The 19,397-nt window shown below is 72.9% G+C and carries 29 protein-coding genes and 1 tRNA gene; 14 read left to right on the top strand and 16 right to left on the bottom strand.

The window, feature by feature from the left end; translation table 11 throughout:
• The first annotated feature begins 37 nt into the window (after positions 1 to 37).
• The 3 genes from ACSP50_RS22380 to ACSP50_RS22370 all read left to right on the top strand — a co-directional run bounded on the left by ACSP50_RS22380 (position 38) and on the right by ACSP50_RS22370 (position 1,896).
• Entirely contained in the window at positions 38 to 868 is an 831-nt protein-coding gene (locus ACSP50_RS22380; RefSeq protein WP_043511949.1) for a helix-turn-helix transcriptional regulator, read from the top strand.
• A complete protein-coding gene (locus ACSP50_RS22375) occupies positions 865 to 1,269 on the top strand; it encodes a DUF4279 domain-containing protein (RefSeq protein WP_014691550.1) in 405 nt (134 codons plus the stop codon). The genes ACSP50_RS22380 and ACSP50_RS22375 overlap by 4 nt, the downstream gene beginning before the upstream one ends.
• Before the next feature lie 147 nt (positions 1,270 to 1,416).
• Positions 1,417 to 1,896, top strand: coding sequence for a hypothetical protein (locus ACSP50_RS22370; protein ID WP_043511947.1), 480 nt, complete (start codon positions 1,417 to 1,419; stop codon positions 1,894 to 1,896).
• Positions 1,897 to 1,960: 64 nt separating this feature from the next.
• On the opposite strand, the gene ACSP50_RS22365 is transcribed toward ACSP50_RS22370, so the two are convergent.
• Positions 1,961 to 2,254 carry a sulfurtransferase TusA family protein gene (locus ACSP50_RS22365; RefSeq protein WP_014691548.1) on the bottom strand — a complete coding sequence of 98 codons (294 nt, stop codon included), beginning with the start codon at positions 2,252 to 2,254 and terminating at the stop codon, positions 1,961 to 1,963.
• Between the two features lie 212 nt (positions 2,255 to 2,466).
• Between ACSP50_RS22365 and ACSP50_RS22360 the strand changes: the two genes are divergently transcribed.
• Complete coding sequence (locus ACSP50_RS22360; protein WP_231956689.1) at positions 2,467 to 3,147, top strand: VanZ family protein; 681 nt, start codon at positions 2,467 to 2,469, stop codon at positions 3,145 to 3,147.
• 12 nt (positions 3,148 to 3,159) lie between these two features.
• Here ACSP50_RS22360 and ACSP50_RS42145 read toward each other — a convergent pair whose 3' ends face one another.
• Positions 3,160 to 3,345 (bottom strand): hypothetical protein, encoded by a 186-nt coding sequence (locus tag ACSP50_RS42145; protein WP_014691546.1) that lies wholly within the window; start codon positions 3,343 to 3,345, stop codon positions 3,160 to 3,162.
• 152 nt (positions 3,346 to 3,497) lie between these two features.
• Here ACSP50_RS42145 and ACSP50_RS22350 point away from each other — a divergent pair, with 152 nt between their 5' ends.
• Positions 3,498 to 3,878 (top strand): VOC family protein, encoded by a 381-nt coding sequence (locus ACSP50_RS22350; RefSeq protein ID WP_014691545.1) that lies wholly within the window; start codon positions 3,498 to 3,500, stop codon positions 3,876 to 3,878.
• A 104-nt stretch (positions 3,879 to 3,982) separates the two neighbouring features.
• On the opposite strand, the gene ACSP50_RS22345 is transcribed toward ACSP50_RS22350, so the two are convergent.
• Both ACSP50_RS22345 and ACSP50_RS22335 read right to left on the bottom strand, forming a co-directional pair.
• A complete protein-coding gene (locus ACSP50_RS22345; RefSeq protein WP_014691544.1) occupies positions 3,983 to 4,567 on the bottom strand; it encodes a TetR/AcrR family transcriptional regulator in 585 nt (194 codons plus the stop codon).
• Between the two features lie 331 nt (positions 4,568 to 4,898).
• Positions 4,899 to 5,960, bottom strand: a complete 1,062-nt coding sequence (locus ACSP50_RS22335) for a YafY family protein (protein WP_014691542.1) — start codon at positions 5,958 to 5,960, stop codon at positions 4,899 to 4,901.
• A gap of 54 nt (positions 5,961 to 6,014) precedes the next feature.
• On the opposite strand from ACSP50_RS22335, the gene ACSP50_RS22330 reads away from it, so the two are divergent.
• A complete protein-coding gene (locus tag ACSP50_RS22330; protein WP_014691541.1) occupies positions 6,015 to 6,386 on the top strand; it encodes a VOC family protein in 372 nt (123 codons plus the stop codon).
• 278 nt (positions 6,387 to 6,664) lie between these two features.
• On the opposite strand, the gene ACSP50_RS42140 is transcribed toward ACSP50_RS22330, so the two are convergent.
• A tRNA-OTHER gene (locus ACSP50_RS42140) sits at positions 6,665 to 6,759 on the bottom strand.
• Between the two features lie 22 nt (positions 6,760 to 6,781).
• Positions 6,782 to 7,513, bottom strand: a complete 732-nt coding sequence (locus tag ACSP50_RS22325; RefSeq protein ID WP_043511938.1) for a hypothetical protein — start codon at positions 7,511 to 7,513, stop codon at positions 6,782 to 6,784.
• 81 nt (positions 7,514 to 7,594) lie between these two features.
• On the opposite strand from ACSP50_RS22325, the gene ACSP50_RS22320 reads away from it, so the two are divergent.
• The gene (locus ACSP50_RS22320) at positions 7,595 to 8,200 is read left to right on the top strand and encodes a hypothetical protein (RefSeq protein WP_043511935.1); all 606 of its coding nucleotides are present in this window, start codon (positions 7,595 to 7,597) and stop codon (positions 8,198 to 8,200) included.
• Here the strand turns inward: ACSP50_RS22320 and ACSP50_RS22315 are convergent.
• Together ACSP50_RS22315 and ACSP50_RS22310 are read right to left on the bottom strand one after the other, a co-directional pair.
• Positions 8,148 to 9,146: an LLM class flavin-dependent oxidoreductase gene (locus ACSP50_RS22315; protein WP_231956688.1), complete on the bottom strand. Its 999-nt coding sequence runs from the start codon at positions 9,144 to 9,146 to the stop codon at positions 8,148 to 8,150. The two genes, ACSP50_RS22320 and ACSP50_RS22315, sit on opposite strands and share 53 nt — an antisense overlap.
• Before the next feature lie 93 nt (positions 9,147 to 9,239).
• The gene (locus ACSP50_RS22310; protein ID WP_197688075.1) at positions 9,240 to 9,743 is read right to left on the bottom strand and encodes a GNAT family N-acetyltransferase; all 504 of its coding nucleotides are present in this window, start codon (positions 9,741 to 9,743) and stop codon (positions 9,240 to 9,242) included.
• Between ACSP50_RS22310 and ACSP50_RS43480 the strand changes: the two genes are divergently transcribed.
• A complete protein-coding gene (locus ACSP50_RS43480; protein WP_197688257.1) occupies positions 9,639 to 10,256 on the top strand; it encodes a hypothetical protein in 618 nt (205 codons plus the stop codon). The genes ACSP50_RS22310 and ACSP50_RS43480 overlap by 105 nt on opposite strands.
• Positions 10,257 to 10,263: 7 nt before the next feature.
• Here ACSP50_RS43480 and ACSP50_RS22300 read toward each other — a convergent pair whose 3' ends face one another.
• Both ACSP50_RS22300 and ACSP50_RS22295 read right to left on the bottom strand, forming a co-directional pair.
• Entirely contained in the window at positions 10,264 to 10,473 is a 210-nt protein-coding gene (locus ACSP50_RS22300; RefSeq protein WP_197688074.1) for a DUF2283 domain-containing protein, read from the bottom strand.
• Between the two features lie 12 nt (positions 10,474 to 10,485).
• Positions 10,486 to 10,854: a hypothetical protein gene (locus ACSP50_RS22295; RefSeq protein ID WP_155123588.1), complete on the bottom strand. Its 369-nt coding sequence runs from the start codon at positions 10,852 to 10,854 to the stop codon at positions 10,486 to 10,488.
• A gap of 107 nt (positions 10,855 to 10,961) precedes the next feature.
• Here ACSP50_RS22295 and ACSP50_RS22290 point away from each other — a divergent pair, with 107 nt between their 5' ends.
• Together ACSP50_RS22290 and ACSP50_RS22285 are read left to right on the top strand one after the other, a co-directional pair.
• Complete coding sequence (locus ACSP50_RS22290) at positions 10,962 to 11,966, top strand: zinc-binding dehydrogenase (RefSeq protein WP_014691534.1); 1,005 nt, start codon at positions 10,962 to 10,964, stop codon at positions 11,964 to 11,966.
• A 24-nt stretch (positions 11,967 to 11,990) separates the two neighbouring features.
• The gene (locus ACSP50_RS22285; protein ID WP_014691533.1) at positions 11,991 to 12,485 is read left to right on the top strand and encodes a hypothetical protein; all 495 of its coding nucleotides are present in this window, start codon (positions 11,991 to 11,993) and stop codon (positions 12,483 to 12,485) included.
• On the opposite strand, the gene ACSP50_RS22280 is transcribed toward ACSP50_RS22285, so the two are convergent.
• Positions 12,472 to 13,080, bottom strand: coding sequence for an NAD(P)-dependent oxidoreductase (locus tag ACSP50_RS22280; protein WP_014691532.1), 609 nt, complete (start codon positions 13,078 to 13,080; stop codon positions 12,472 to 12,474). The genes ACSP50_RS22285 and ACSP50_RS22280 overlap by 14 nt on opposite strands.
• Before the next feature lie 63 nt (positions 13,081 to 13,143).
• On the opposite strand from ACSP50_RS22280, the gene ACSP50_RS22275 reads away from it, so the two are divergent.
• Positions 13,144 to 13,512 (top strand): helix-turn-helix domain-containing protein, encoded by a 369-nt coding sequence (locus ACSP50_RS22275; protein WP_014691531.1) that lies wholly within the window; start codon positions 13,144 to 13,146, stop codon positions 13,510 to 13,512.
• A gap of 452 nt (positions 13,513 to 13,964) precedes the next feature.
• Here ACSP50_RS22275 and ACSP50_RS22270 read toward each other — a convergent pair whose 3' ends face one another.
• The gene (locus tag ACSP50_RS22270; RefSeq protein ID WP_014691530.1) at positions 13,965 to 14,441 is read right to left on the bottom strand and encodes a GNAT family N-acetyltransferase; all 477 of its coding nucleotides are present in this window, start codon (positions 14,439 to 14,441) and stop codon (positions 13,965 to 13,967) included.
• Positions 14,442 to 14,659: 218 nt separating this feature from the next.
• Between ACSP50_RS22270 and ACSP50_RS22265 the strand changes: the two genes are divergently transcribed.
• The gene (locus ACSP50_RS22265) at positions 14,660 to 15,007 is read left to right on the top strand and encodes a hypothetical protein (RefSeq protein ID WP_155123587.1); all 348 of its coding nucleotides are present in this window, start codon (positions 14,660 to 14,662) and stop codon (positions 15,005 to 15,007) included.
• Positions 15,008 to 15,140: 133 nt separating this feature from the next.
• On the opposite strand, the gene ACSP50_RS22260 is transcribed toward ACSP50_RS22265, so the two are convergent.
• On the bottom strand, positions 15,141 to 16,010 hold the full coding sequence (locus ACSP50_RS22260; RefSeq protein WP_014691528.1) for an SDR family NAD(P)-dependent oxidoreductase: 870 nt from the start codon (positions 16,008 to 16,010) through the stop codon (positions 15,141 to 15,143).
• A gap of 14 nt (positions 16,011 to 16,024) precedes the next feature.
• Here ACSP50_RS22260 and ACSP50_RS22255 point away from each other — a divergent pair, with 14 nt between their 5' ends.
• A complete protein-coding gene (locus ACSP50_RS22255) occupies positions 16,025 to 16,567 on the top strand; it encodes a MarR family winged helix-turn-helix transcriptional regulator (RefSeq protein ID WP_014691527.1) in 543 nt (180 codons plus the stop codon).
• Here ACSP50_RS22255 and ACSP50_RS22250 read toward each other — a convergent pair.
• The 3 genes from ACSP50_RS22250 to ACSP50_RS44110 are packed head-to-tail and all read right to left on the bottom strand — an operon-like array spanning position 16,534 to position 18,380.
• Positions 16,534 to 17,178, bottom strand: a complete 645-nt coding sequence (locus tag ACSP50_RS22250) for a response regulator transcription factor (RefSeq protein WP_014691526.1) — start codon at positions 17,176 to 17,178, stop codon at positions 16,534 to 16,536. The genes ACSP50_RS22255 and ACSP50_RS22250 overlap by 34 nt on opposite strands.
• A complete protein-coding gene (locus ACSP50_RS22245; RefSeq protein ID WP_014691525.1) occupies positions 17,175 to 18,038 on the bottom strand; it encodes a sensor histidine kinase in 864 nt (287 codons plus the stop codon). The genes ACSP50_RS22250 and ACSP50_RS22245 overlap by 4 nt, the downstream gene beginning before the upstream one ends.
• Before the next feature lie 3 nt (positions 18,039 to 18,041).
• Positions 18,042 to 18,380: a hypothetical protein gene (locus ACSP50_RS44110; protein WP_014691524.1), complete on the bottom strand. Its 339-nt coding sequence runs from the start codon at positions 18,378 to 18,380 to the stop codon at positions 18,042 to 18,044.
• Between the two features lie 328 nt (positions 18,381 to 18,708).
• Between ACSP50_RS44110 and ACSP50_RS22240 the strand changes: the two genes are divergently transcribed.
• Positions 18,709 to 19,347 carry a tol-pal system YbgF family protein gene (locus tag ACSP50_RS22240; RefSeq protein ID WP_014691523.1) on the top strand — a complete coding sequence of 213 codons (639 nt, stop codon included), beginning with the start codon at positions 18,709 to 18,711 and terminating at the stop codon, positions 19,345 to 19,347.
• Positions 19,348 to 19,397 lie beyond the last annotated feature (50 nt).

Genomic DNA, 19,397 nt, shown 5'->3' with positions numbered 1-19,397 from the left:
CATCGACACCCGGCGGGCGGCTCGCCATGATGGGGCGGTGACGGGTGAGCGGCGGGTCGAGCTGGCCGGTTTCCTGCGCGCCCGGCGGGGCGGGCTGACCCCGGCCGACGTGGGCCTGCCGGCCGGGCCGCGCAGGCGCACGCCGGGGCTGCGCCGGCAGGAGGTGGCTCAGCTGGCCGCGGTCAGTGTGGAGTGGTACACGCGGCTGGAGCAGGGCCGGGTCGGGATGCCCGGCGCGGCGGTGCTCGATGCGCTGGCCGGTGCGTTGCGGCTCGGCGAGGCACAGCGACGACACCTGCACCTGATCGCCCGCGGCGAGGCGCCGGTGCAGCGGCACGAGGCGGCTCCGGTCAGTCGCTCACTGCGGGTGGTGCTCGACGGGATGCCGCTGCTACCCGCGTACATCATCGATTTCCGTTTTGATGTTCTGGCCTGTAACGCCGCGGCGAGGGCACTGTTCGGCGACCGGTTCGGGGCGGAGAACGTGGCGCGCCAGGTCTTCCTCGACGCCGGGCTGCGCACGTCGCAGCTGGACTGGGCGCAGATCGCCCGGGAGATGGTCGGCAACCTGCGGGCCAACCAGGCGCGGCACCCGCGGGATGCCCGGCTGCGCGAGGTGATCGACGGCCTGCGGCGGGAGAGCGCCGAGTTCGCCGGCTGGTGGGGTGATCAGACGGTGGTCGAGCGATCACACGGGCGCAAACGGATCCGGCATCCGGTCGCCGGGGTGATCACGGTCGACTACGACGCGCTGGCGACCCGGGACGGCAGCGGCCATTCGCTGTTCACGGTGACCCCGGCCGGCCCGGCCGACGAGCGGGCACTGCGCCTGGTGATCGGGCAGCACAGCCGGGCGTTGCTGGCGTGACCTCGGCGTATGTGTGCTTTGCGCTGATCTCGGCGAGCGTGCCGGCGGCCCGGATGACCGCGCGGCTGGGTGTCGAGCCGGATGAGGTGCGGGTGCGGGGCAGTGAGCAGACCGCGCCGATGGTGGTGCCGGTCGCGCACAGCTGGGAGGTGCACTGCCGCAAGCCCGATCTGACCGTGGACGAGCAGATCGGGCTGATCGTCGACCGGCTGTCCGATCATGCCGCCCGGATCGGTGACCTCGCGGCCGAGCTGGCTGAGCGGGACGGTGACGAGGGCGGGAGCCTGCTGCAGGTGGTGCGGTGCGTGACCGGCGGTGATCCGCTCGGCTGGCATCTGGATGCGCGGCTGCTGGAGTTCCTTCGTCTCACCCGGGCCGAGTTGGACGTCGACGAGTCATAACCAGGCTTCACTACTGGGAGTGACCGAATGAACGGGTTATCACTATGCAGTGGCCTGGTTTACGAGGACAGATCGGACGTTCGGTATGTCACAGTCCGCTACCCCGGACAGCGTGACGGCTACTCGCGGCCGGTAGCCTCCCGCACCATGCGTGGATCCACCATCGCAGCTGTCGCCACGTTCACCCTTCTGGCGATCACCGGCTGCGCGAACAGTGACAACACCCCCACCACCGCCACCGCGGCCGGGGCGGCGAACACCGCGGGCCTGGACAAGGGCTCCGCGGGCGCGTGCACGGTGGCCGATCAGGCCACCCGCGGCGAGAACGGGCGCGACCTCGACCTGGCCACCGCCAAGGACATCGTCGCCTTCGGCCGCACGTCGCGCAGCACCATCGTGACCGCGGCCACCGACGTGCTCAGCGCCGCGCTCGACAAGGCGCAGGCCGCTGCCGGTGAGCCGGACGAGCTGGTGCTCAAGGCCGAGGTGGGCAACGCGATCCTCAAGGTGCAGACGGTCTGCAAGGACCCCGACGCGGTCAAGGCGAGCATCACCACGCCCAGCACCGGCGGCGCGGGCGGCTCCAACGAGCCGACCAGGTCGGTCAAGGACGGCCAGATCAAATAGGTTCGCGGTAGCCGCTTCGGGCCGGGACGCTTCGACGCTCCCGGCCTCTTTCCTTTCTCGGGAGCTACCCCGCCTCCGGGTGCCAGGGACGGGTGGCGTCGGTGGACGTGGCGTGGGCGGCGACCTCGACGGCGTAGGTGGGGCGGTCGCCGGGGACCGGGCCGAGGTAGGGGTGACCGGTCAGGTGACACCAGGCCGGCAGGTCGAGCGGGGCGGCCGGGTCGGTGGCGATCAGGTGCACGACGGCGCCCGCCGGCAGGGTCGCGATCAGCCGCCGCAACTCGATCAACAACAGCACGCAGCGGCGGTCGCCGCCGTCGAGCACGACCGGGGTCACCTCAGTCTCCACGGGAACCATCCTCCCCCTCCCGGACGGTGATCCGCGGGCGGCCCCGCCGCCGGCCGGGCGGGAGCTCCGGTGGTCGTGGCCGGCGGCTGGACGGGTCCGCGTCGAGCAGGCCGGCGACGACCGGACCGCTCGGGCCGCCGGGGGCACCGCCGCCCAGCCGACGCGGACCGAGCTGGACGGCCTTTATGCCGCCGCTACTCCCGATCGGCTTCACTGACCGCGTGGACAACCAGCAATCCGGCACCCGGATCACCAGCATGGACAGCGAAGTCGGCCGGAGCGGACGCGTCCGCGTCGCGGTCCTCGCCGGCGCGGCGATCCTGGCCCTGGCCGGCGCCCTCTACGTGCTGCGCCGCCCGCTGATGATGGTCGTCCCGGCATGCACCGGCGGCCAGTGGACCATCTGCCTCACCACGGTGAACGGCGACCTGCTGCTCACCGTGGCCGCCCTGCCGGTGGCCCTGCTGCTGGTCGCCGCGCTCGCCCACCGCCGCCGGCTCGCCGGCACTCCGGCCGCCTGGCGGCTGTCGCTGGCCGAGGTCGGCCTCGTCTACTGGACCGTGCCGTGGGTGTGGCTCACCCTGCAGCCCGGCCCGGGTGCCGGCGTCGTCCCCGGCCGGGTCAGCCTGGTGCCGCTGCGTGACCTGCTCACGATGGACACCGGTCAGATCGTCGGCAACCTGCTGATCCTGGCCGGCCTGGGCTTCTTCGCCCCGATCCGGTTCCGGGCGCTGGCCTCGGCGCCGCGGATGCTGGCGCTGGGCGCGGCCTGCTCGGCGCTGATCGAGACCGCCCAGTACGCGTTCCAGCTGGACCGGGTCTCGTCGATCGACGACGTGCTGCTCAACGCGACCGGCGCCGCCCTGGCCGCGCTGGCGTCCCGGCGCTGGTGGCGCGCCTGAGCGGGCGGCCGGTCAGACCACCACCACCTCGGTCCCGGCCCGGCGGATCATCGTGGCGTTGGTGTTCGCCTCGATCTCGTCGTGCGTGGTCAGCCCGCCGCGGGCGCTGATCCCGTCGACGCCGACCACCGCGACCGCCATGAACCGCTCGCCCAGCTGCTGCCGGCACAGCGGTTCGCCGTCGCCCTGGCCGCCCACCGCGGCCTCGATCCGGACCCTTCCCGGCTGCTCACCGGTCCGTGGTCCGCACCTGAGGGGGAGCTGGCAGGTCGGCCGCCACGGTGGTTCCGTCGACTCGGGCGTGTCCGCCGGCTGTCCCGGGAGCGGGATCGGGCATAGGGTCATGATCCATGACGAGCCGCATCGGGGACATCATCGTCGACTGCCGGGATCCTGAGCTGCTCGCCGGTTTCTGGTGCGGCGTGCTGGGCTACCGGATCTTCGCCCGCGATGCGACCGGCGTGGCGATCCGCGGGGCGACGAGCAGCCCGGACATCCTGTTCCTCCACGTCGGCGACCGGAAGGCGACGAAGAACCGCCTGCACTTCGACGTCTGTCCCACGGACCGCGGTCAGGACGAGGAACTCACCCGGTTGCTCGCGCTCGGCGCCCGGCGGTCGAGCATCATCGGCAGCGGCTCCTGGGTGGTCCTGGAAGATCCGGAAGGCAACGAGTTCTGCCTGATGGCCAAACGGATCGCCGCCGAGCCTGCTCCCTTCCACGACGCCTAGCCGACGCTCGACCTCGGACACCCGGTGGGGCCGGGCCGGCATCCTCCCGGCGATGGTGCCCGTCGCGATTCCGGCCGCCCCGCTGCGGGGAGTGTCGACCGGGCTCAGGCCACGGTCGCGACCATCGCGGTGACCTTGCGGAAAGTTTCCGGCAGCGAGGTCTCCGGATGCTCCATCCAGTACTGCACGCTGGACCGGAACGCCGTCATGAACTGGGCGACCAGGACCCGGGCGCGCAGGTCGGCGTCCGGCCCGGTCACCCGGTCGGCGATCAGGGCGGCGAGCTCCTTCTCGATCGCCGTGTACGCGGCGATCTGGTGGGCCAGGTGGTGCGGGTCCCGGTGCAGTTCGCGGCGCTGTTTCAGCCACAGGTCGGAGGGGTCCGTGGCGGCCTCGGTCATCAGCTCCAGGGCGGCGCCGGTCAGCACGGTCCACGGGTCGCCGGTGGGCTGGGCGCTGATCGAGGCGCACAGCCGGCGCATCCGGTGGGCCTCGCGGTAGTAGAAGACCTCCTCCTTGTTCGCGAAGTAGTTCGTGAACGTTCGCCGGGAGACCCCTGCCGATTCCGCGATGGCGTCGATGGTGACGTTGTCCGCGCCGCGCTCGGCGGCCAGCCGGACGGCGGCTTCGTGCAGCGCCATCCGGGTGGCCATCTTCTTGCGTTCGCGCAGCCCGAGGTTCTCGTCCACCCCGCAACTTTAATGCGGATCTCTCACTTCGCGAACGGCAAATTTGCCTAAAGTGCAGCGCCCGAGGGCGGCTGGATGAGCGTGTCGCGTTTCCGGAACGGCGTCCCTGTCGCGGTCGCGGCGGTCGCCGTGTGGCTCACCGTCCGCGGCCGGCTTCCGGATCCGGCCTCGATCGGGACGATGCTGCGTACGTCGGATGGCCGCCGGGCCGTGGCCGCCCAGGGTCTTTCGCCATGCGCGTTCGCCCCGCGGCGGCGCCGCCTGCTCGGTCCCGCCGGAGTGTCGATCACGCGGGGCGTGGCGACCGCGGTGACCGTGGCCCGGTCGGCGATCAGTCCGGCCCTGCCGGCCGGGGCCGCGATGCCGGGCTGGTGGAGCCCGCGGCCCACCCCGGCAGCGGAGACGAGACGCCCGACCCGGTCTGATCGGCGGCGTCTGACCGGGGCCGGCGTCGGGCCGGCGTGACCGGACGTGGATGCTCCGGCCGGCGGGAGGCGGCGGCCAGCCGGTCGGCCAGCTCGGCGACCAGGATGCGCAGCTCCGGCGGCTGCTCGATGATGAACGGGCGGTCCACGGCGGCCAGCAGCGCCGGGACCCAGTCGAGGCGCTCGGCGTGCAGGTCGACCCGTACCCAGTCGGCGCCGTCGTCGTGGATCACCGCGAGGCCGGCCGGCAACCGGGAGCGCAGATGGTCCGCGGTGGCCTGGACGCGCACGCGGACCGCGTGCCGGTAAGCGGCCGTGGCGAAGCCGGCCAGCAACCGCGCGGCCGGGTCGAAATCGGAGGGTGGCGGGAAGGTGCCGGGCAGCGGGCGGGCCGCCTCGACCCGATCCAGCCGGAAGGTGCGCTCCGCGCCGATCTCCGGGTCGAGGCCGCTGACATACCAGCGGTCATGGTGCCGGACCAGGCCGTACGGGTGCAGCGTGCGCTCCCGGCCGCCGTAGGTGATCCGGATCGGCTGGTGGTCGCGCAGCGCCGCCGACACGGTCAGCAGGATGGTGCCGTCCGGGGCGGCCGCGGCCGGCGTGGTGACGGTCAGTGACTCGCGGACCGCGTCGAGCTTGCGCTGCAGTGGCGCGGGCAGCACCCGGCGCAGCTTGGCGGCCGCGGTGGCGCTGCTCGTCGAGTCGCCGGACAGGCCCAGCAGCACGGCGAGTGCCTCTTCCTCGGTGAACATCAGCGGCGGCAGCCGGTGCCCGCGGGCCAGCCGGTAGCCGCCATGCCGCCCGCGCACCGACTCGACCGGGATGTCCAGGTCGACCAGGTGCTGGACGTAGCGCCGGACGGTGCGCGCGTCGACGCCCAGGCGCTCGGACAGGTCGGCGAGGGTGCGCAGGCCGCCGGACTGCAGCAGCTCCAGCAGGGTCAGCACGCGGGCGGTGGGCCTGGTCACGCCCTTGACAATAGTGGGCGGAAGCTGTCCAGTATCGGCCCTAGCCTGCTCGGCATGAACCTCGTTTCGCAACGCGTGATCACCGCCGACGTCGCCCGGCTCATCGACTTCTACGAGAAGGTCACCGGCCTGCCCGCGCACCGGATCACCGCGGACTTCGCCGAGATCGTCACCGGCAGCGGCACCCTCGCGATCGCCGGCGCCGCGACCGTGCCACCGTCCATCCGGGCGGGGGAGCGGATCACCGAATTCCTGGTCGACGACGTCGACGCCGTCCCCGCCGCCGGCGAGGTGCTGCTGGCGCCGACCACCATGCCGTGGGGCAACCGGTCCACCCTGCTGCGCGACCCGAGCGGCGGCCTGGTCAACCTGTTCACCCCGGTGACCCCGGCCGCGATCGAGAAGTTCGCCCGGTTCCGCGGCTGACATGTGGCGGGTCCCGGCGGAATGGCCATCCACCGGGACCCTCTTTACCACTGAATTGCACACACCAGCACGTTTAAGAGCGGGATCAGTCTGAAGACAACGTGTTTTGCCTTTAAACTACCGCCGTTCGAAGCACGGCGGACTGGAGTTGAACCAGCATCCGCAGTCGTGGTCCCGGCCCCCTCGATCTGGTGATCAGTGGTGAATGCTGACCTTGGAGCGAGAATCTGAGTGTGATACCGGCTGCCTCTGCCAGGCTTGGGCTACCCCCGCGCGCCTGGTGCGGGGGGCAGGATTTGAACCTGCACTGTGACCGGTGGTGTCAGCTTCAACTTCAGGTGTCAGCTTCACGCCGTCGCCGGCGCATCCCCGCGCTCCCACGGGGAGTCTGTGTGTTACCCGAACAGGTATCCGAACACGGCCGCGCCGACCCGCTGGTCGACGGCCTCGGTGTTGTTCGCCTCCTCGCGGGCGAACTTGACCGCGGTCTGCAGGGCCAGGACCCGGTCGAGGATCTCGTTGACCCGCTTCGCCGGCAGCGCCCCGGAGAACTTCACCGTCGTCCAGTAGCCGACGGTCACATCCTCGTAGTACACCTCGACCTGGGCCGGGTGCTTGTCGGTGGCCTCCGCCTTGACGTGGTTGCGCGGCACCTTCTTGGTCCGGTTGGTCCGCACCGGCTCGGTCCGCCAGCTGTCCGTGGAGTCGTCGCGCAGCCACGACTCGGCGGCGTCCAGCACCGGCAGCTTCTTGACGAACGTGTGCAGGTCGACCAGCTGCTTCTCGAGGAACAGCAGATAGGTCACCGGGACCTGGGCGGCGATCGTCCGGCCGTCGACGACCACGTCGGCGCGGGCCACGCCGTTCGTCCAGTCCTTGGTGGCGGTCACGTCGAAGAGCCGGGTCAGCGTGGCGCCGACGTCGCGCAGGATCTCCTCGGCCTTGATCTGCACCCGGGTCGACTCGGCGGGCAGCTGCTCGCCCTCCTCGTCCTTCGGCTGATAGGTGCGCGAGATGCCGGCCAGCGGCCCGGTCTTCTGCACGGCGTGGTGCGCGTCGCTGAGATCGGCGAAAGCCTTGCTCTTGACGCCCTTCTCCACCGCGATGATCTGATTCAGCTTCGGCACTGGACTCCCCCTTAAGCGCCGGAACCCTAACATCCACCGGCCACCGCGAACGATCCATTAACCGCCTGTAGTCTCTCGGCCATGCGACGAGGACGGCTTCTCACCTGGATCGGTCCGGCGGTCGTCATCGTGATCGTCGCTGTCTATGCCGGTGGCATGCTGCTCGGCCGCTGGCGCAGCCCGGCCGATGCGCACGCGGCCGGCAGCCGCCAGGCGTGTCCGGAGTCGACCGACCCGGGGCACCGCAAAGCGGAGACCGAGCTGTGCCCGCTGATCAACCGGCCCGAGATCCTCACCCTCGTCGACGCGTCGGGGACGGTCAAAGGCATCAGCACGTCGTACGACCCGCACGGCGAGTGGTACGAGTGCACGGTGACACTGCCGAGCGGCTCGCTGCGCCTGAACGTCTGGAAGGGTCGCACCCGGCTCGCGGACTACCGGAAACTGATCCCGGAGGCGCAGCCCCGCACCGTGCTCGGCCGCCCCGCCGCCTGGTGGCCCGACTCCGCGGCCATCCAGGCCATCCCGGTGAAGGAGTCGTCGGTGCTGGTGGCCTGGGACCGCGCCGACACCGGCGGGATGGTGGAGATCTCCACCATCCGGACCGAGCTCGATCCCGCCGACCAGGCCCCGCTCACCCGGATCGCCGAGCGTCAACTCCCCGGCCTGCCGGGCTGGCCGGCCTGACCGGCATCGCGGCCCGGATCGTCGCCTCCATCCGCGGCCACGGCAGGCCCGGCGGCAGCACCACCACCGTCACGTCGGAGATCTCGTCCCAGCGGGCCAGGTCCGCGGCCACGGTCTCGGCCGTGCCGTAGGAGGTGAACTCGTCGAGCAGCGGCTGCGCCTGCGCCGGGACGACCCGGGTGGCGCGGACCGCGGCGACCTCGGCGGCCAGACCCTGCCCGGCGACCAGGCGGGGATAGATGTCGCCCATCGCGCCCAGATACAGCGCGGTGCAGGCCGCGGCGGCGGCGCGGGCGGCGTCCACATCGGGGTCGACGACGGCGAACGGCCCGGCCGTGACGGTCACCGGGCGGCTCGCGGTGATCGCCGGGCGCAGCTCGCGGATCCGGTCCCGGCGCAGATACAGCGGGAACCAGCCGTCGGCCAGCTCGGCGGTGGCGCGCAGGGTCCGCTCGCCGGTCGCCGCCAGCCAGATCGGCAGATCCGGCACGGGCGGCTGGCCCAACCGCAGCGGCCGGGCGCCGCAAGTCACGGCCCGCTCGCCCCGGAGCAGATCCCGGACCCGCGTCGTGACCTCGCGCAGCCGCGCGGCCGGATGCGTGTAGGGCAGGTCGTGCCAGCCCTCGACCAGCTGCGGGCTGCTCGCGCCGAGGCCGAGCACGAACCGGCCGCCGGACAGCTGGTGCAGCGTGGCGGCGGCCATGGCCAGCGTGGCCGGGGTCCGGTTCCAGACCGACAGGACCCCGGCGACCAGGGTGATCCGGCGGGTGACGGTGGCCAGCTCGGCCAGCACCGCGACCGCGTCGAGACCCCAGCCCTCGGCCACCGAGAACAGCTCGAAGCCCAACTCGTCGGCGAGCGTCGCGGCCCGCACGATGACGTCCCGGCGCGTCTCCATCGGGGTGATCCCGAGACCGCGCCGCATCGGTGGATCGGTGTTCGACATGCCTCGACGCTAGGTGCGCGGCCGGCTGGGCGAAGCGGTGTTTCTACCTAAGCCCGGCAGCCGGGCGGCGGTGCCGAACGGGGCCGGCGGCGGTCAGGCGGTGAGGTCGGCCGGGATCAGCGAATAGATCGCCAGGTCCACCCTGGCCCCGTGGACCATGCCGGCGTTGCGGGCGACGCCCTCGAAGGTGAAACCGGCCTTCTCGGCGACCCGGACGGAGGCCGCGTTGGCGGGCGCGATCCGCAGGACCACCCGCTCGAAGGCGGCCCCGGTCAACACCCAGCGGGACAGCGCGGCCGTCGCCTCGGTGATGACACCCTGGCCGCGGGCCGCGGGTGTCGCCCAGTAGCCGATCTCCGTCGCCCGGTGCCGCCAGTCGGTCTTCTTCAGATCGATGACGCCGGCCAGGACGCCGTCGCATTCGACCGCGCGCACCAGGCCCGCGCCGCTCGCCCGCGCCGCCGGCACGGTCTCGGCCACGAAGGTGACCGCGTGGCCGCGTTCGTACGGAAACGGAAGCGGCAGCCAGCGCTGCGTTTCCTGATCCGAGGCGGCGGCCGCGATCGCGTCGACATCACCCTCGTGCGGCGGGCGCAACGTCAGGCGGGCCGTCTGCAGGATGGCATCGGGGAACACGTTTCCGCTCACCCGTCGATCTTCACCCATGCAGACAAGCCGGCGGCCGACGCGCTGATCCGGCTCTGCCACGACGAGGACGACGAAACCCGCTACTACACCCTGTACGCGGCCACCCGCGAGCTTACGGGCCTGGACGTTCAGGCGGTCACCGACCTGACGGCACAGCTTGCCGACGATCCCGACGAGCAGGTCCGCGCGATGGCTGTCGACCACCACGAAGCCATCCATGAAATTCGCAGGCTACTCACCGACGCCTTCGGGTCCGGCGATACCGTCGGCTGCCACGACCATCTGATCGGACCCGTCCTGGTCACCCTCGCCGGGGCCGGCGCTGCCGACGACGCCCGGCTGTGGCTCGATGCCGAGATCCGCCGGCATCTCGGCGAGACCGCGGGACGGCTCGACACCGCAGACGTCGCGGGCCGGCTTGTCACCTGGTGGGCCGACCGGGAGAGCCGCAGGTGGGGCTGAACGGGCGTCACAGCCGGTCGGCGGCGTCCAGAACCGGTGCGCGGAGAAGTTCCGTGGCGCCGATGACCTCCAGGCCCAGCACGCGTCCGTCGGCATCGAAGTCGAGAACGATGTCGCCCCGGCCGGGGCGCTCCACGACGACGTTCTCGACGGCGGCGCCGTCGGCGATCTCATCGACCTCGAGGTAGGCGGCGTTCGCTTCGCTGTCGTACGTCACGCGCATGCGGACCTACCGATCTCGTGGTGGGTGGACGGTCGCGGGGTCCAGCGGTTCCGCGGCGGGTGGCGGTGGCGCGTACGCCGCGATCATGGGGTGGAGGAAGGCCGTCAGGCGGGCCGGGATCGTCTCCGGGGCGTTGCGGTCCGGGGCGTTGTGGTCGAGGCCGGGCAGGATCTCGTAGCCGGCGCCCGGGATGAGCCGGGCCAGCGGTGGCAGGATGTCGCGCAGGTAGGGCGGAGTGCGGCTGCCGGCCGGCAGCGCGGCCAGCCGGTCGTAGTGGTGGGCGCGGCGGTTGCTGCCGGGGACGACCAGCCCGGGGCCGGTACCGACGGTCCGGAAGGTGATCACGGTGCCGTCGTCCGAGATGCCGGAATCCATGGTGGGGAGCGTGACCCGCGCCTCTGGCATACCGCTGGTATCACCCTGACGCGGCCGATCCGTGATAGGCCTGATCATGAGATCCCCGACCTGAGGAGTGTTGCAGCATGCTCGCTGGCCGTCTGAACGTGTCGACCGGGACGTTCGCCGTGGAGGAGGTGGACGAGCCGCACGCCGGACCCGGGCAGGTGCGGATCGCGGTGCGGGCCGCCGGGGTGTGCCTGTCCGACGTGCACCTCATCCAGGGCATGCTCAAGCCGCTGCACCTGCGCGGGGACAGCGTCACGCTGGGGCACGAGACGGCCGGGGTGATCGACGAGGTGGGCGCGGGCGTCACCGGGCTGACCGTGGGGGAGCGGGTGCTGCTGCAGGCCGGCGAGTACGCCCCGGACGGCAGCGTGCTCACCCGCGGCGTCGACTACGACGGCGGCTGGGCGCAGTACGCGGTCGCCACGGCCGGCACCGTCGTGCCGATTCCGGACACCCTGTCGTACGAGCAGGCCTGCTTCATCCCCGACGCGGTGTCGACACCGTGGGCGGCGATCACCGCCACCGCCGCGGTCCAGCCGGCCCGATCGGTCGGCGTGTGGGGGGTCGGCGGGCTCGGCGCGCACGCGGTGCAGCTGCTGCGGGCGATCGGGGCGGCGCCGATCGTCGCGGTCGACCCGCTCGAAGCGGCCCGGGAGCGGGCCGTGCAGTTCGGCGCCGACCTGGCCCTGGACCCGAACGATCCGGCGTTCGCGGCCGCGATGGGCACCGCGACCGGCGGGGCGGGCCTGGCGTACGCATTCGACTTCGCCGGCGTCGCCCCGGTACGCGTGCAGGCCGCCCGGTCCCTCACCAAGGGCGGCAAACTGACCCTGGTCGGGCTGACCGACCAGCCGCTGACCATTCCGGACGGCACCCGGTTCAGCTACCTCTCGCAGGAGATCCGGGGGCACTACGGGTCCGGGCCGGAACACGTGCTGGAGTTGTTGTCGCTGGTCGCGCTCGGCCGGCTGGAATTCTCCCGGTCGGTGAGCGGTACCGTGCCGCTGGCCGACGCGGCCGAGGCCGTCCGGCGCCTCGACCAGAAGGAGGACAATCCGATCCGGTTGATCCTCGTGCCCTGAGCGGGAATACGCGACCATGGATCGGTGAGCAAAACCCGGTCGATCGGCTGCTACGGGGCACCGCCGCCGGATCATCCCGACCCCAGGCGGGAGATCTGGGCGTACGACGGTGCCCTCGCCATCCTGCTCGCCCAGCTGCTCCGCGACGTCGAGGGGATCCCGCCCGACCACCGTCCGCCGTGGTGGGATTCCCGCGTCGAGGAGCTGCGCACGCAGGCCATGTTCAGTGACCTGTTCTTCGACGTGGCCCTGGGCCTCGAACCCGGGCAGCGCGAGGAGCTGGCCGAGCTGTTCGAGGACAGCGCGGACCGGCTGGCCGAGCGCCAGCCCCGCACCCCGGGCCAGGTCGACGACTGGCACCTGGTGTTCCGCGGCGACCACGCCTACGACGTGGGGCCGATCGCCGAGCTCGGACGCGCGCTCGGCGAGCTGCTGCGCGGGACGCTGCCGGCGCCGCCGCCCGGCACCCTCTGGTTGTACGGGACGCCGGGCGGGCGGACCACGATCAGCCCGCGCTGACCACCGTGACCCGGGCGCCGTCCACGGTGGGACGCTCGATCTCGTCGAGCACGGCGATGGCGAGATCGGCGTACGACAGTCGGCCTTCGCTGATCGTCTCACCGCCCAGCCGGTAACCGCCCAGGCGGGGCAGTTCCGCCGACAGCAGCGCCGGCGGGGTCAGCATGACCCAGCCGCGGTCCGCCTCGCGCAGCCGCCGCAGGCCGGCGGCGTGCGCGTCGGCGAACGCCCGGAACTGCTCGGGCAGCGGATCGGCACCGTCCAGGTTGCTGACCAGTCCGATCGCGACGACCCGGGGGACGCCGGAATCGAGGAGCGCGCCGGCGGCCGTGGCGAAGAAGTCCGGATCCAGGTCGAGTGTCGCCAACTCCTCCGGGCCGGACGCGGGGCTCACCGCGTTCACCGCGGAGTCGTGCCCACGGACGATCGCGGCGACGCCCGCGGCGTCCGTGACGTCACCGGTCACGGCGGGAAGGTCGGGATGGCGGGCGGGGTCACGGACGACGGCGGTCACGGCCACCCCGCGGCGCCGGGCCTCGGCGGTGACGGCGCGGCCGGCGCGGCCACCCGCTCCGAAGACTACGATGCTGGTCATGTCGGGCACGGTAGGCGGCGCACCCCCGGTTACCGCAACGAAACCGGCGGTACGCTCGGGGTCATGACGGCCAGCCTCAGCCCGGACATGTTCGACCCGGCCTGCCCGACGACCGCGATGCCGCTGCAGATCGGTGACAAGTGGACGGCCATGGTCGTGCTGTGCCTGGAGCACGGCCCGCGCCGCTTCACCGAGCTCCGTGTCCCGCTGCGCCGCGTCACCCCGAAGGTCCTCGCCGAAACCCTGCGCGCGATGGAACGCGACGGCCTGCTCAACCGTACCGCCTACGACGAGAACCCGCCCCGGGTGGAGTACGCGCTGACCCCGCTCGGCCGCAGCCTGCTCACCCTGGTCGACGCCGCCCGCGCCTGGTGCACCGACCACTTCGACGACCTGCTCGCCGCCCGCACGGCCTCCGCGGCCGGTGCCTGACCGCCAACGCCGCCGAAGTTCGACCGCCAACGCCGCCGGTGCCTGACCGGCTCGCCCTCCGCCGTCGGTGTCTGGCGGGCTCGCCCTCCGCCGTCGGTGCCTGACCGCGGCACTCGCCCGCCGCCGAGGCCCCGCCGCGATGGCCCATCAGACGCCAGGCGATCCCCCGGCGGTCAGGGCCGGAGCTTGCCGGGCACCGGTCTGCCGTCCACCAGGGCGATCGTCACCATCCGCTGAGGGCGGCCGGTGGTGTCGGTGCCCTCGTCGAAGACGACCAGGTGCAGGCTGGTCGCTGGTCCCTGGTCCCTGGTCCCTGGGGCATGGCGGCGCGGCCGATGGTGACGACGCGGTCGCCGCCCGGCGGGTCCGTTGCGGGTGGTCTCGTCGAAGGCGGCGGAATCCGCGCGGCCGGTCGGCTCATGCCGCTCCTACGCCGGAGAGGGCGCTTGCGCTTACCGATCGAGTCGCAGCAGGGTCTCCTCGATCTCGGCGCCGCGCGCGTTCGCGTAGCCCCTCGCGCTGCCGACGATGTGGAAGCCGGCGCGTTGCAGGACCCGGAGGGAGGCGGCGTTGTCGCCGGCCACGCTGGCGTGCAGCGGGCGGGTGGGGACCAGGTCGAGGAGCTGGGCGAGCGCACGGCCGGCGACGCCCTGCCCCCAGACCGCACGGTCGATCCAGTAGGTGATCTCGGTGTCGCCCTCCATCGGGAAGCTGGAGATGCTGCCGACCAGGCGGCCGTCGAGGGTGACCGCGCGCAGGGTGACGCCCGGGGCGGTGCGGATTCTCGCCATGTGCGCGTCGAACGCGGCCCGGTCGTCCGGATCCTTCGCCGTGAAGGCGGCCATCCGCACCGCCTCCGGGTCGCGCATCATCGTGAACAGCGCGTCCAGGTCGGCGTCCGCGAGCGGCCGCAGTGCCACGACACCCATGTGAAGCCTCCTCCGATTGCCGGGTAGGGCGCGAACCTACCAACCACCCCCGACACTTTTCCGCTCGGCGACGACCGCGGCGGACCGGTCCGCACGGCCGCGACGACTCCGACGGGAGCATCCGGCGGGTGGCGATGCCGGTCAGAATGAGCAGGGCGGCCGCGGCGCAGAAGGCGTCGCGTACGCCGTAGCCGGCAGTTGACTGTCGCAGGTAGATCGTGCCGAGCACAGCGGTGCCCAGGGTGGCGCCCAGCTGCTGGACCGTGTGGAGCAGGCCGGTCGCCGAACCCGTCTCGGCCGGGCCGACCCGGTGCAGCGCGGTCGTGAAGAACGGCACCGCGAAACCGCCCGGCCCGGCGCCGAGGGCGGCGGTCGCGCCCTGCGCCACGCGGGCGGCGATCAGCAGGCCGGCCCAGGGGGCCACGGCGCACGCCACAATCCATCATCGCGGCCCGGCGGCGAGCCTCCAGCCGGGGCAGAGCGATGACCCGCAGCGCGACCCGGCGGCGAGCCTCCAGCCGGGGCAGAGCGACGACCCGCAGCGCGACCCGGCGCGCAGCCGCTGAATAGCGCCGGGCGACCGTCTGCGGCAACACGCCCGGCACCGCGCCGACCCGGCGCAACGCCACCCGGCCGTCCCGATGCGGCGCGTGCACCGGACCGCGGTCGACGTCATCCAGCACGACGGCGCCCCCCCGTTCAGCGACCCAGGACAGCGCCGCCGTTGAGGCCGATGATCTGGCCGGTCAGGTAGCCGGCCTCGGCGGAGGCCAGATAGCCGATCGCCGCGGCGACGTCGGCCGGGGTGCCCGGGCGGCCGACCAGGGTGTCGGCGATCTTGGCGGTGACGAAGTCGGGGGTGTCCCGGCCGTGGAAGATGCCGGTGTCCTCGATGTAGCCGGGTGCCAGCACGTTGACCGTGATGCCGTCCGGACCGAGCTGCCGGGCCAGGCCGAGCGCCCACCCGTGCAGGGCGGCCTTGGCGGCGGCGTACGACCCGGCGGAGTGCGGGCCGGAACCGCCGCGCTGGGCGGCGGCCGAGCTGATCATGATGAGCCGGCCGCCGGGCCGGGCCAGCCGCTCCAGCAGCGCGGAGGTGAGCAGAACCGCGGTGATCAGGTTGACGTCCAGGTCGTGGCGCCAGGCGGCGGCCAGCGCGCCGAGGCCGTCGCCGGCCGGCGGGGTGATGATCGCGCCGGCGTTGTTGACCAGGACGTCGACCGGGCCCAGCCGGCCGATCTCGCCCGCGACGCGCTCGACCTGATCGGGATCGGTCAGGTCGGCGCTGATCGGCAGCACGGCGCCGCTGTCTCCCGCGGCGGCCGGGCGCCGTACCGCGCCGCCGTTCTCTGCGGCGGCCGGAAGCCGCAGCGTTCCGCTGTCTTCGGTGGCGGCCGGGCGCCGCACCTCGGCGTTGATGGCGGCGGCGGTCCGGTGCAGCACCTCGGCGCGCCGCCCGATGATCACCACCCGGTCGCCCTGCGCGGCGAGGCGTCGGGCGACGGCCCGGCCGATGCCGGTGCCGCCGCCGGAGACGACCGCCAGCCGGGCGGGACTCGATGGATCCACGCCCGTCAGGATAGGTGCTGGGTGAGGAACAGGGCGGCCCGGTCGAGCGCCACGTCCGCTTCCGGCAGGTGCCCGGCGAAGGCCTGGAAAACGTGCGGCACCCCGGCGACCGGCGGCGCGCCGCCGACGGGGTCTCATTGGGGCAGTTCGAGTTGCTGCGCTACCTGCGCGAACACCCCCGGTCCCGGGTGGCCGACCTGGCCGGCTGGTTCGCCATCGGGGTCGGCGCGACCAGCAAGGGGGTCGACCGGTTGGAGGCGCGCGGCTGGATCCGGCGTCTGCCCAACCCGGCGGACCGTCGCTCGTCGTTGCCGGAGCTGACCGAGGCCGGCGCCGGGGCGCTCACCGCGGCGGAGCGGACCTTCGAGGCCGAGGCCGCGCAACTGCTCGGCCTGGTGCTCACCCGGCGGCTCTGGCCGCGGCGGCCGCTGCCGTCGGCGTACTCCGCAAGGCTCTTGGGGAGCGAAATCTGGGTGCCCCGGTGGGCTGACCGCGAGCTCGCGCTTGTCGCTGACCTGCGGCGTCAGGCCGGCGCGCTCAGCAACCCCCGGTTGTAGCCGGCCGCCACCGCCGCCGCCCGGTCCTTCACGTTGAGCTTGGCGTAGATGTTGAGCAGGTGCGTCTTCACCGTCGCCTCGGTGATGAACAGCCGTGCCGCCGCCTCCCGGTTGGTGTTGCCGTCCGCTATCAGCCGCAGCACCTCCAGCTCGCGCGGGCTGAGCGGCCCGGTCGTCGGCGCCGGCGTCCGCACCCGGCTCATCAGCCGCGCCGCCACCGACGCGGAGAGCGCCACCTCACCCCGGGCCGCCGCCCGCACCGCCCGCAGCAGCTCCTCGCGGGGCGCGTCCTTCAGCAGATATCCGGTCGCGCCCGCCTCGATCGCCGGCAGCACGTGCGCGTCGGTGTCGTAGGTGGTCAGCACCAGCACGCGGGCCGGCACCCCGCGCCGGGACAGCTCGGTGATCGCGGTGACCCCGTCCATCCCGGCCATCCGCAGATCCATCAGGATCACGTCCGGCCCGACCGCCTCGGCGATCCGGACCGCCTCCGCGCCGTCGGCCGCCTCACCGACCACGGCGAACTCCGGGTCGCGGTCGAACATGGCGGTCAGCCCGTCCCGGACGACCGGGTGGTCGTCGACGACCAGCAGCTTGATCGGGTCACTCACGGGTGGACCTCCGCGGTCGTCAGGGGCAGGCAGGCGGCGATCCCGACGCCGGCGCCGGGGGCGGACTCGATCTGCAGTGTGCCGGACAGGGCCTCGATCCGTTGTCGCATGGCGACCAGTCCGAAACCCCCGCCCCGATGGTCCGGCGCCTGGTCCCGGTCGAAACCGGGCCCGTCATCGCGGACATCGAGAGCCACTTCGCGATCCATGTACGACAGGGTGAGACCCACCCGGGTCGCCCCGCCCGCGTGTCTGGCCACGTTGGCCAGCGCCTCCTGCGCGGTGCGCAGCAGCGCCACCTCCGCCTCGGGCCGCAGCACCATCGCCTGCCCGGTCACGGTCACCCGTGCCGGGATGCCCTGCCGCGCCGACCAGCGGGCCGCCACCTCGGTCACCGCGTCGACCAGCCGCCCGGTCTCCAGCGGCTCCGGCCGCAGCTCGTGCACCGACCGCCGGGCCTCGGCCAGACTCTCCCGGGCCAGCGCGGTCGCCGCCGCGTGATGCCGTCGCCACGCCGCCGGATCCTGCGCGGCGTGCTCGGCCGCCTGCAGCTGGGTGATGATCCCGGTGAGCCCCTGGGCGAGGGTGTCATGGATCTCCCGCGCCATCCGGGCCCGCTCGTCGAGCACCCCGGCCGCCCGGGCCTGCTCGACGAGCCGGTCCTGCAGGGCGGCGATCTCGGCCACCGCGGCCTCCCGGGCCCGGTGGTGTTGCGCGCTGATCTCCCCGATCCAGGACACCAGGATCATCGGCACGATGTTGGCGGCCACGACGGCGAGCCAGGTCAGCCAGCCGGTCACGGTGCCGTACTCAACGCCGGTGGCCTGCGCCGTCCCGGCCACCGTCGCGGCGCCGGCCACGAACTACAGCTCCTGCGGCCAGCCGATGATCCGGAAGGCGTAGAAGTACAGCGCCGGGGTGTAGAACCCCCACCACGGGTAGCGGGCCACCATGACCAGGCCGAAGAGGATCAGCCCGGCGAGGAACACCCCCATGATCACCGGACGCCGCCGCCAGCCGGGCCGCAGGGTGAACAGCACCAGAGTCCAGACCGCGGCCCCCGCGCCGAGCAGGAGATCGACCCGGACGTCCCGACCCAGCGCCACGGTCATCGCGGCCAGCACCGCCAGCAGCCCGTAGGGCACCACGGTGACCAGCGGCTCGAACCGCCGCTCCCAGGGTGGCGAATCCTGCGGCTCCACGCTCACTCCCCACGGTCGGCACTCGACACAGTCTCGCAAGCCGCCGCGCGTCCCGGGCTCCCTCATCCTCCCGACCCGGCGGCTGACCGCGCTCCACCGATCGGTGGAGCGATCAAGCCGCTACCCGCCCCCGCACCGCCTTTCCACCAGGGCGCCGATCCGCGCCGCCACCTCCTGCGTCACGTCGGTCAGGGCGAAGCCGGCGGCCCGCGAAGATGGACGTGTGCTGCGGGAAACTGAACCGGTCACCGCGGTCGTGCCGCCGAATCGCGCCCGCCAGCCGCGCCGGCGCCCGTAGGGTCGACACGGCCACGGCGAGAGGAGCGACATGCCGACCGACTGGTACCGGACGACGGAGTGGCACGAGTCGGCCCAAGCCGAATTCGAACGGCGTCTCGCGAGGGCGCGTCCGTCGAGCCGCGGCCAATACCTTCGGATCAAAGCCGTCAGCCTGGCCGAGGCCGGCATCGTCGACGGAGCGCGGGACCTCTATCGCCGCGTCGTGAAGGTCGACCCCGACGGCTCCTCGGCGGCGTCAGCCACCGAGCTGCTCGGCGACCTGGAACGTGCGCAAGGTAACGCTGCCGTGGCCGAACAGCACTACCGGACACTGCTCGACCGTTGGCCGACCCTGAACGGCACGAGCCGTCTGGCGGAACTTTCGCTTGCCGAGCTACTCACCGAACACGGCGACGCGCACCACTTGGCGGAAGCGGACAGGCTGCTGATCGCGTGCGCGGACCGTGGCCTGGCGTTCGACGACGCCATCTTCCGCTGGAACGTCGCACGTGCACGACTCGCCGACCGACTCGGCGACGACCAGTCCCGGGCAGCGGCTGCGACGACGGCGCTGGCCCTGGTCGGGAAAGGACCGCAGCTACCTCGCCATCCTGATGTCGGCCTGGTCCGGACCGACGAAGCCACGCTGCGTTGGCTGAAGCGACTGACGAACCGTCCCGGCGGGTAGCCCGACCGCCACGACCGCGGATCGCCATCCTCTGCTGGACCACCTGTCGC

Origin of the sequence: Actinoplanes sp. SE50/110, assembly GCF_900119315.1 — a bacterium.
Taxonomy (GTDB): Bacteria; Actinomycetota; Actinomycetes; order Mycobacteriales; family Micromonosporaceae; genus Actinoplanes.
Note: the sequence above shows the minus strand (reverse complement) of the source record. Positions and strands in the feature narration are given on the sequence as shown.

Bases quoted from the DNA above. Each gene is read 5' to 3' on its own strand.
- ACSP50_RS22370 (WP_043511947.1), top strand. From the start codon at position 1,417: ATGCGTGGATCCACCATCGCAGCTGTCGCCACGTTCACCCTTCTGGCG.
- ACSP50_RS22365 (WP_014691548.1), bottom strand. From the start codon at position 2,254: ATGGTTCCCGTGGAGACTGAGGTGACCCCGGTCGTGCTCGACGGCGGC.
- ACSP50_RS22350 (WP_014691545.1), top strand. From the start codon at position 3,498: ATGACGAGCCGCATCGGGGACATCATCGTCGACTGCCGGGATCCTGAG.
- ACSP50_RS22330 (WP_014691541.1), top strand. From the start codon at position 6,015: ATGAACCTCGTTTCGCAACGCGTGATCACCGCCGACGTCGCCCGGCTC.
- ACSP50_RS22320 (WP_043511935.1), top strand. From the start codon at position 7,595: ATGCGACGAGGACGGCTTCTCACCTGGATCGGTCCGGCGGTCGTCATC.
- ACSP50_RS22315 (WP_231956688.1), bottom strand. From the start codon at position 9,146: ATGTCGAACACCGATCCACCGATGCGGCGCGGTCTCGGGATCACCCCG.
- ACSP50_RS22295 (WP_155123588.1), bottom strand. From the start codon at position 10,854: ATGGATTCCGGCATCTCGGACGACGGCACCGTGATCACCTTCCGGACC.
- ACSP50_RS22290 (WP_014691534.1), top strand. From the start codon at position 10,962: ATGCTCGCTGGCCGTCTGAACGTGTCGACCGGGACGTTCGCCGTGGAG.
- ACSP50_RS22280 (WP_014691532.1), bottom strand. From the start codon at position 13,080: ATGACCAGCATCGTAGTCTTCGGAGCGGGTGGCCGCGCCGGCCGCGCC.
- ACSP50_RS22275 (WP_014691531.1), top strand. From the start codon at position 13,144: ATGACGGCCAGCCTCAGCCCGGACATGTTCGACCCGGCCTGCCCGACG.
- ACSP50_RS22270 (WP_014691530.1), bottom strand. From the start codon at position 14,441: ATGGGTGTCGTGGCACTGCGGCCGCTCGCGGACGCCGACCTGGACGCG.
- ACSP50_RS22240 (WP_014691523.1), top strand. From the start codon at position 18,709: ATGCCGACCGACTGGTACCGGACGACGGAGTGGCACGAGTCGGCCCAA.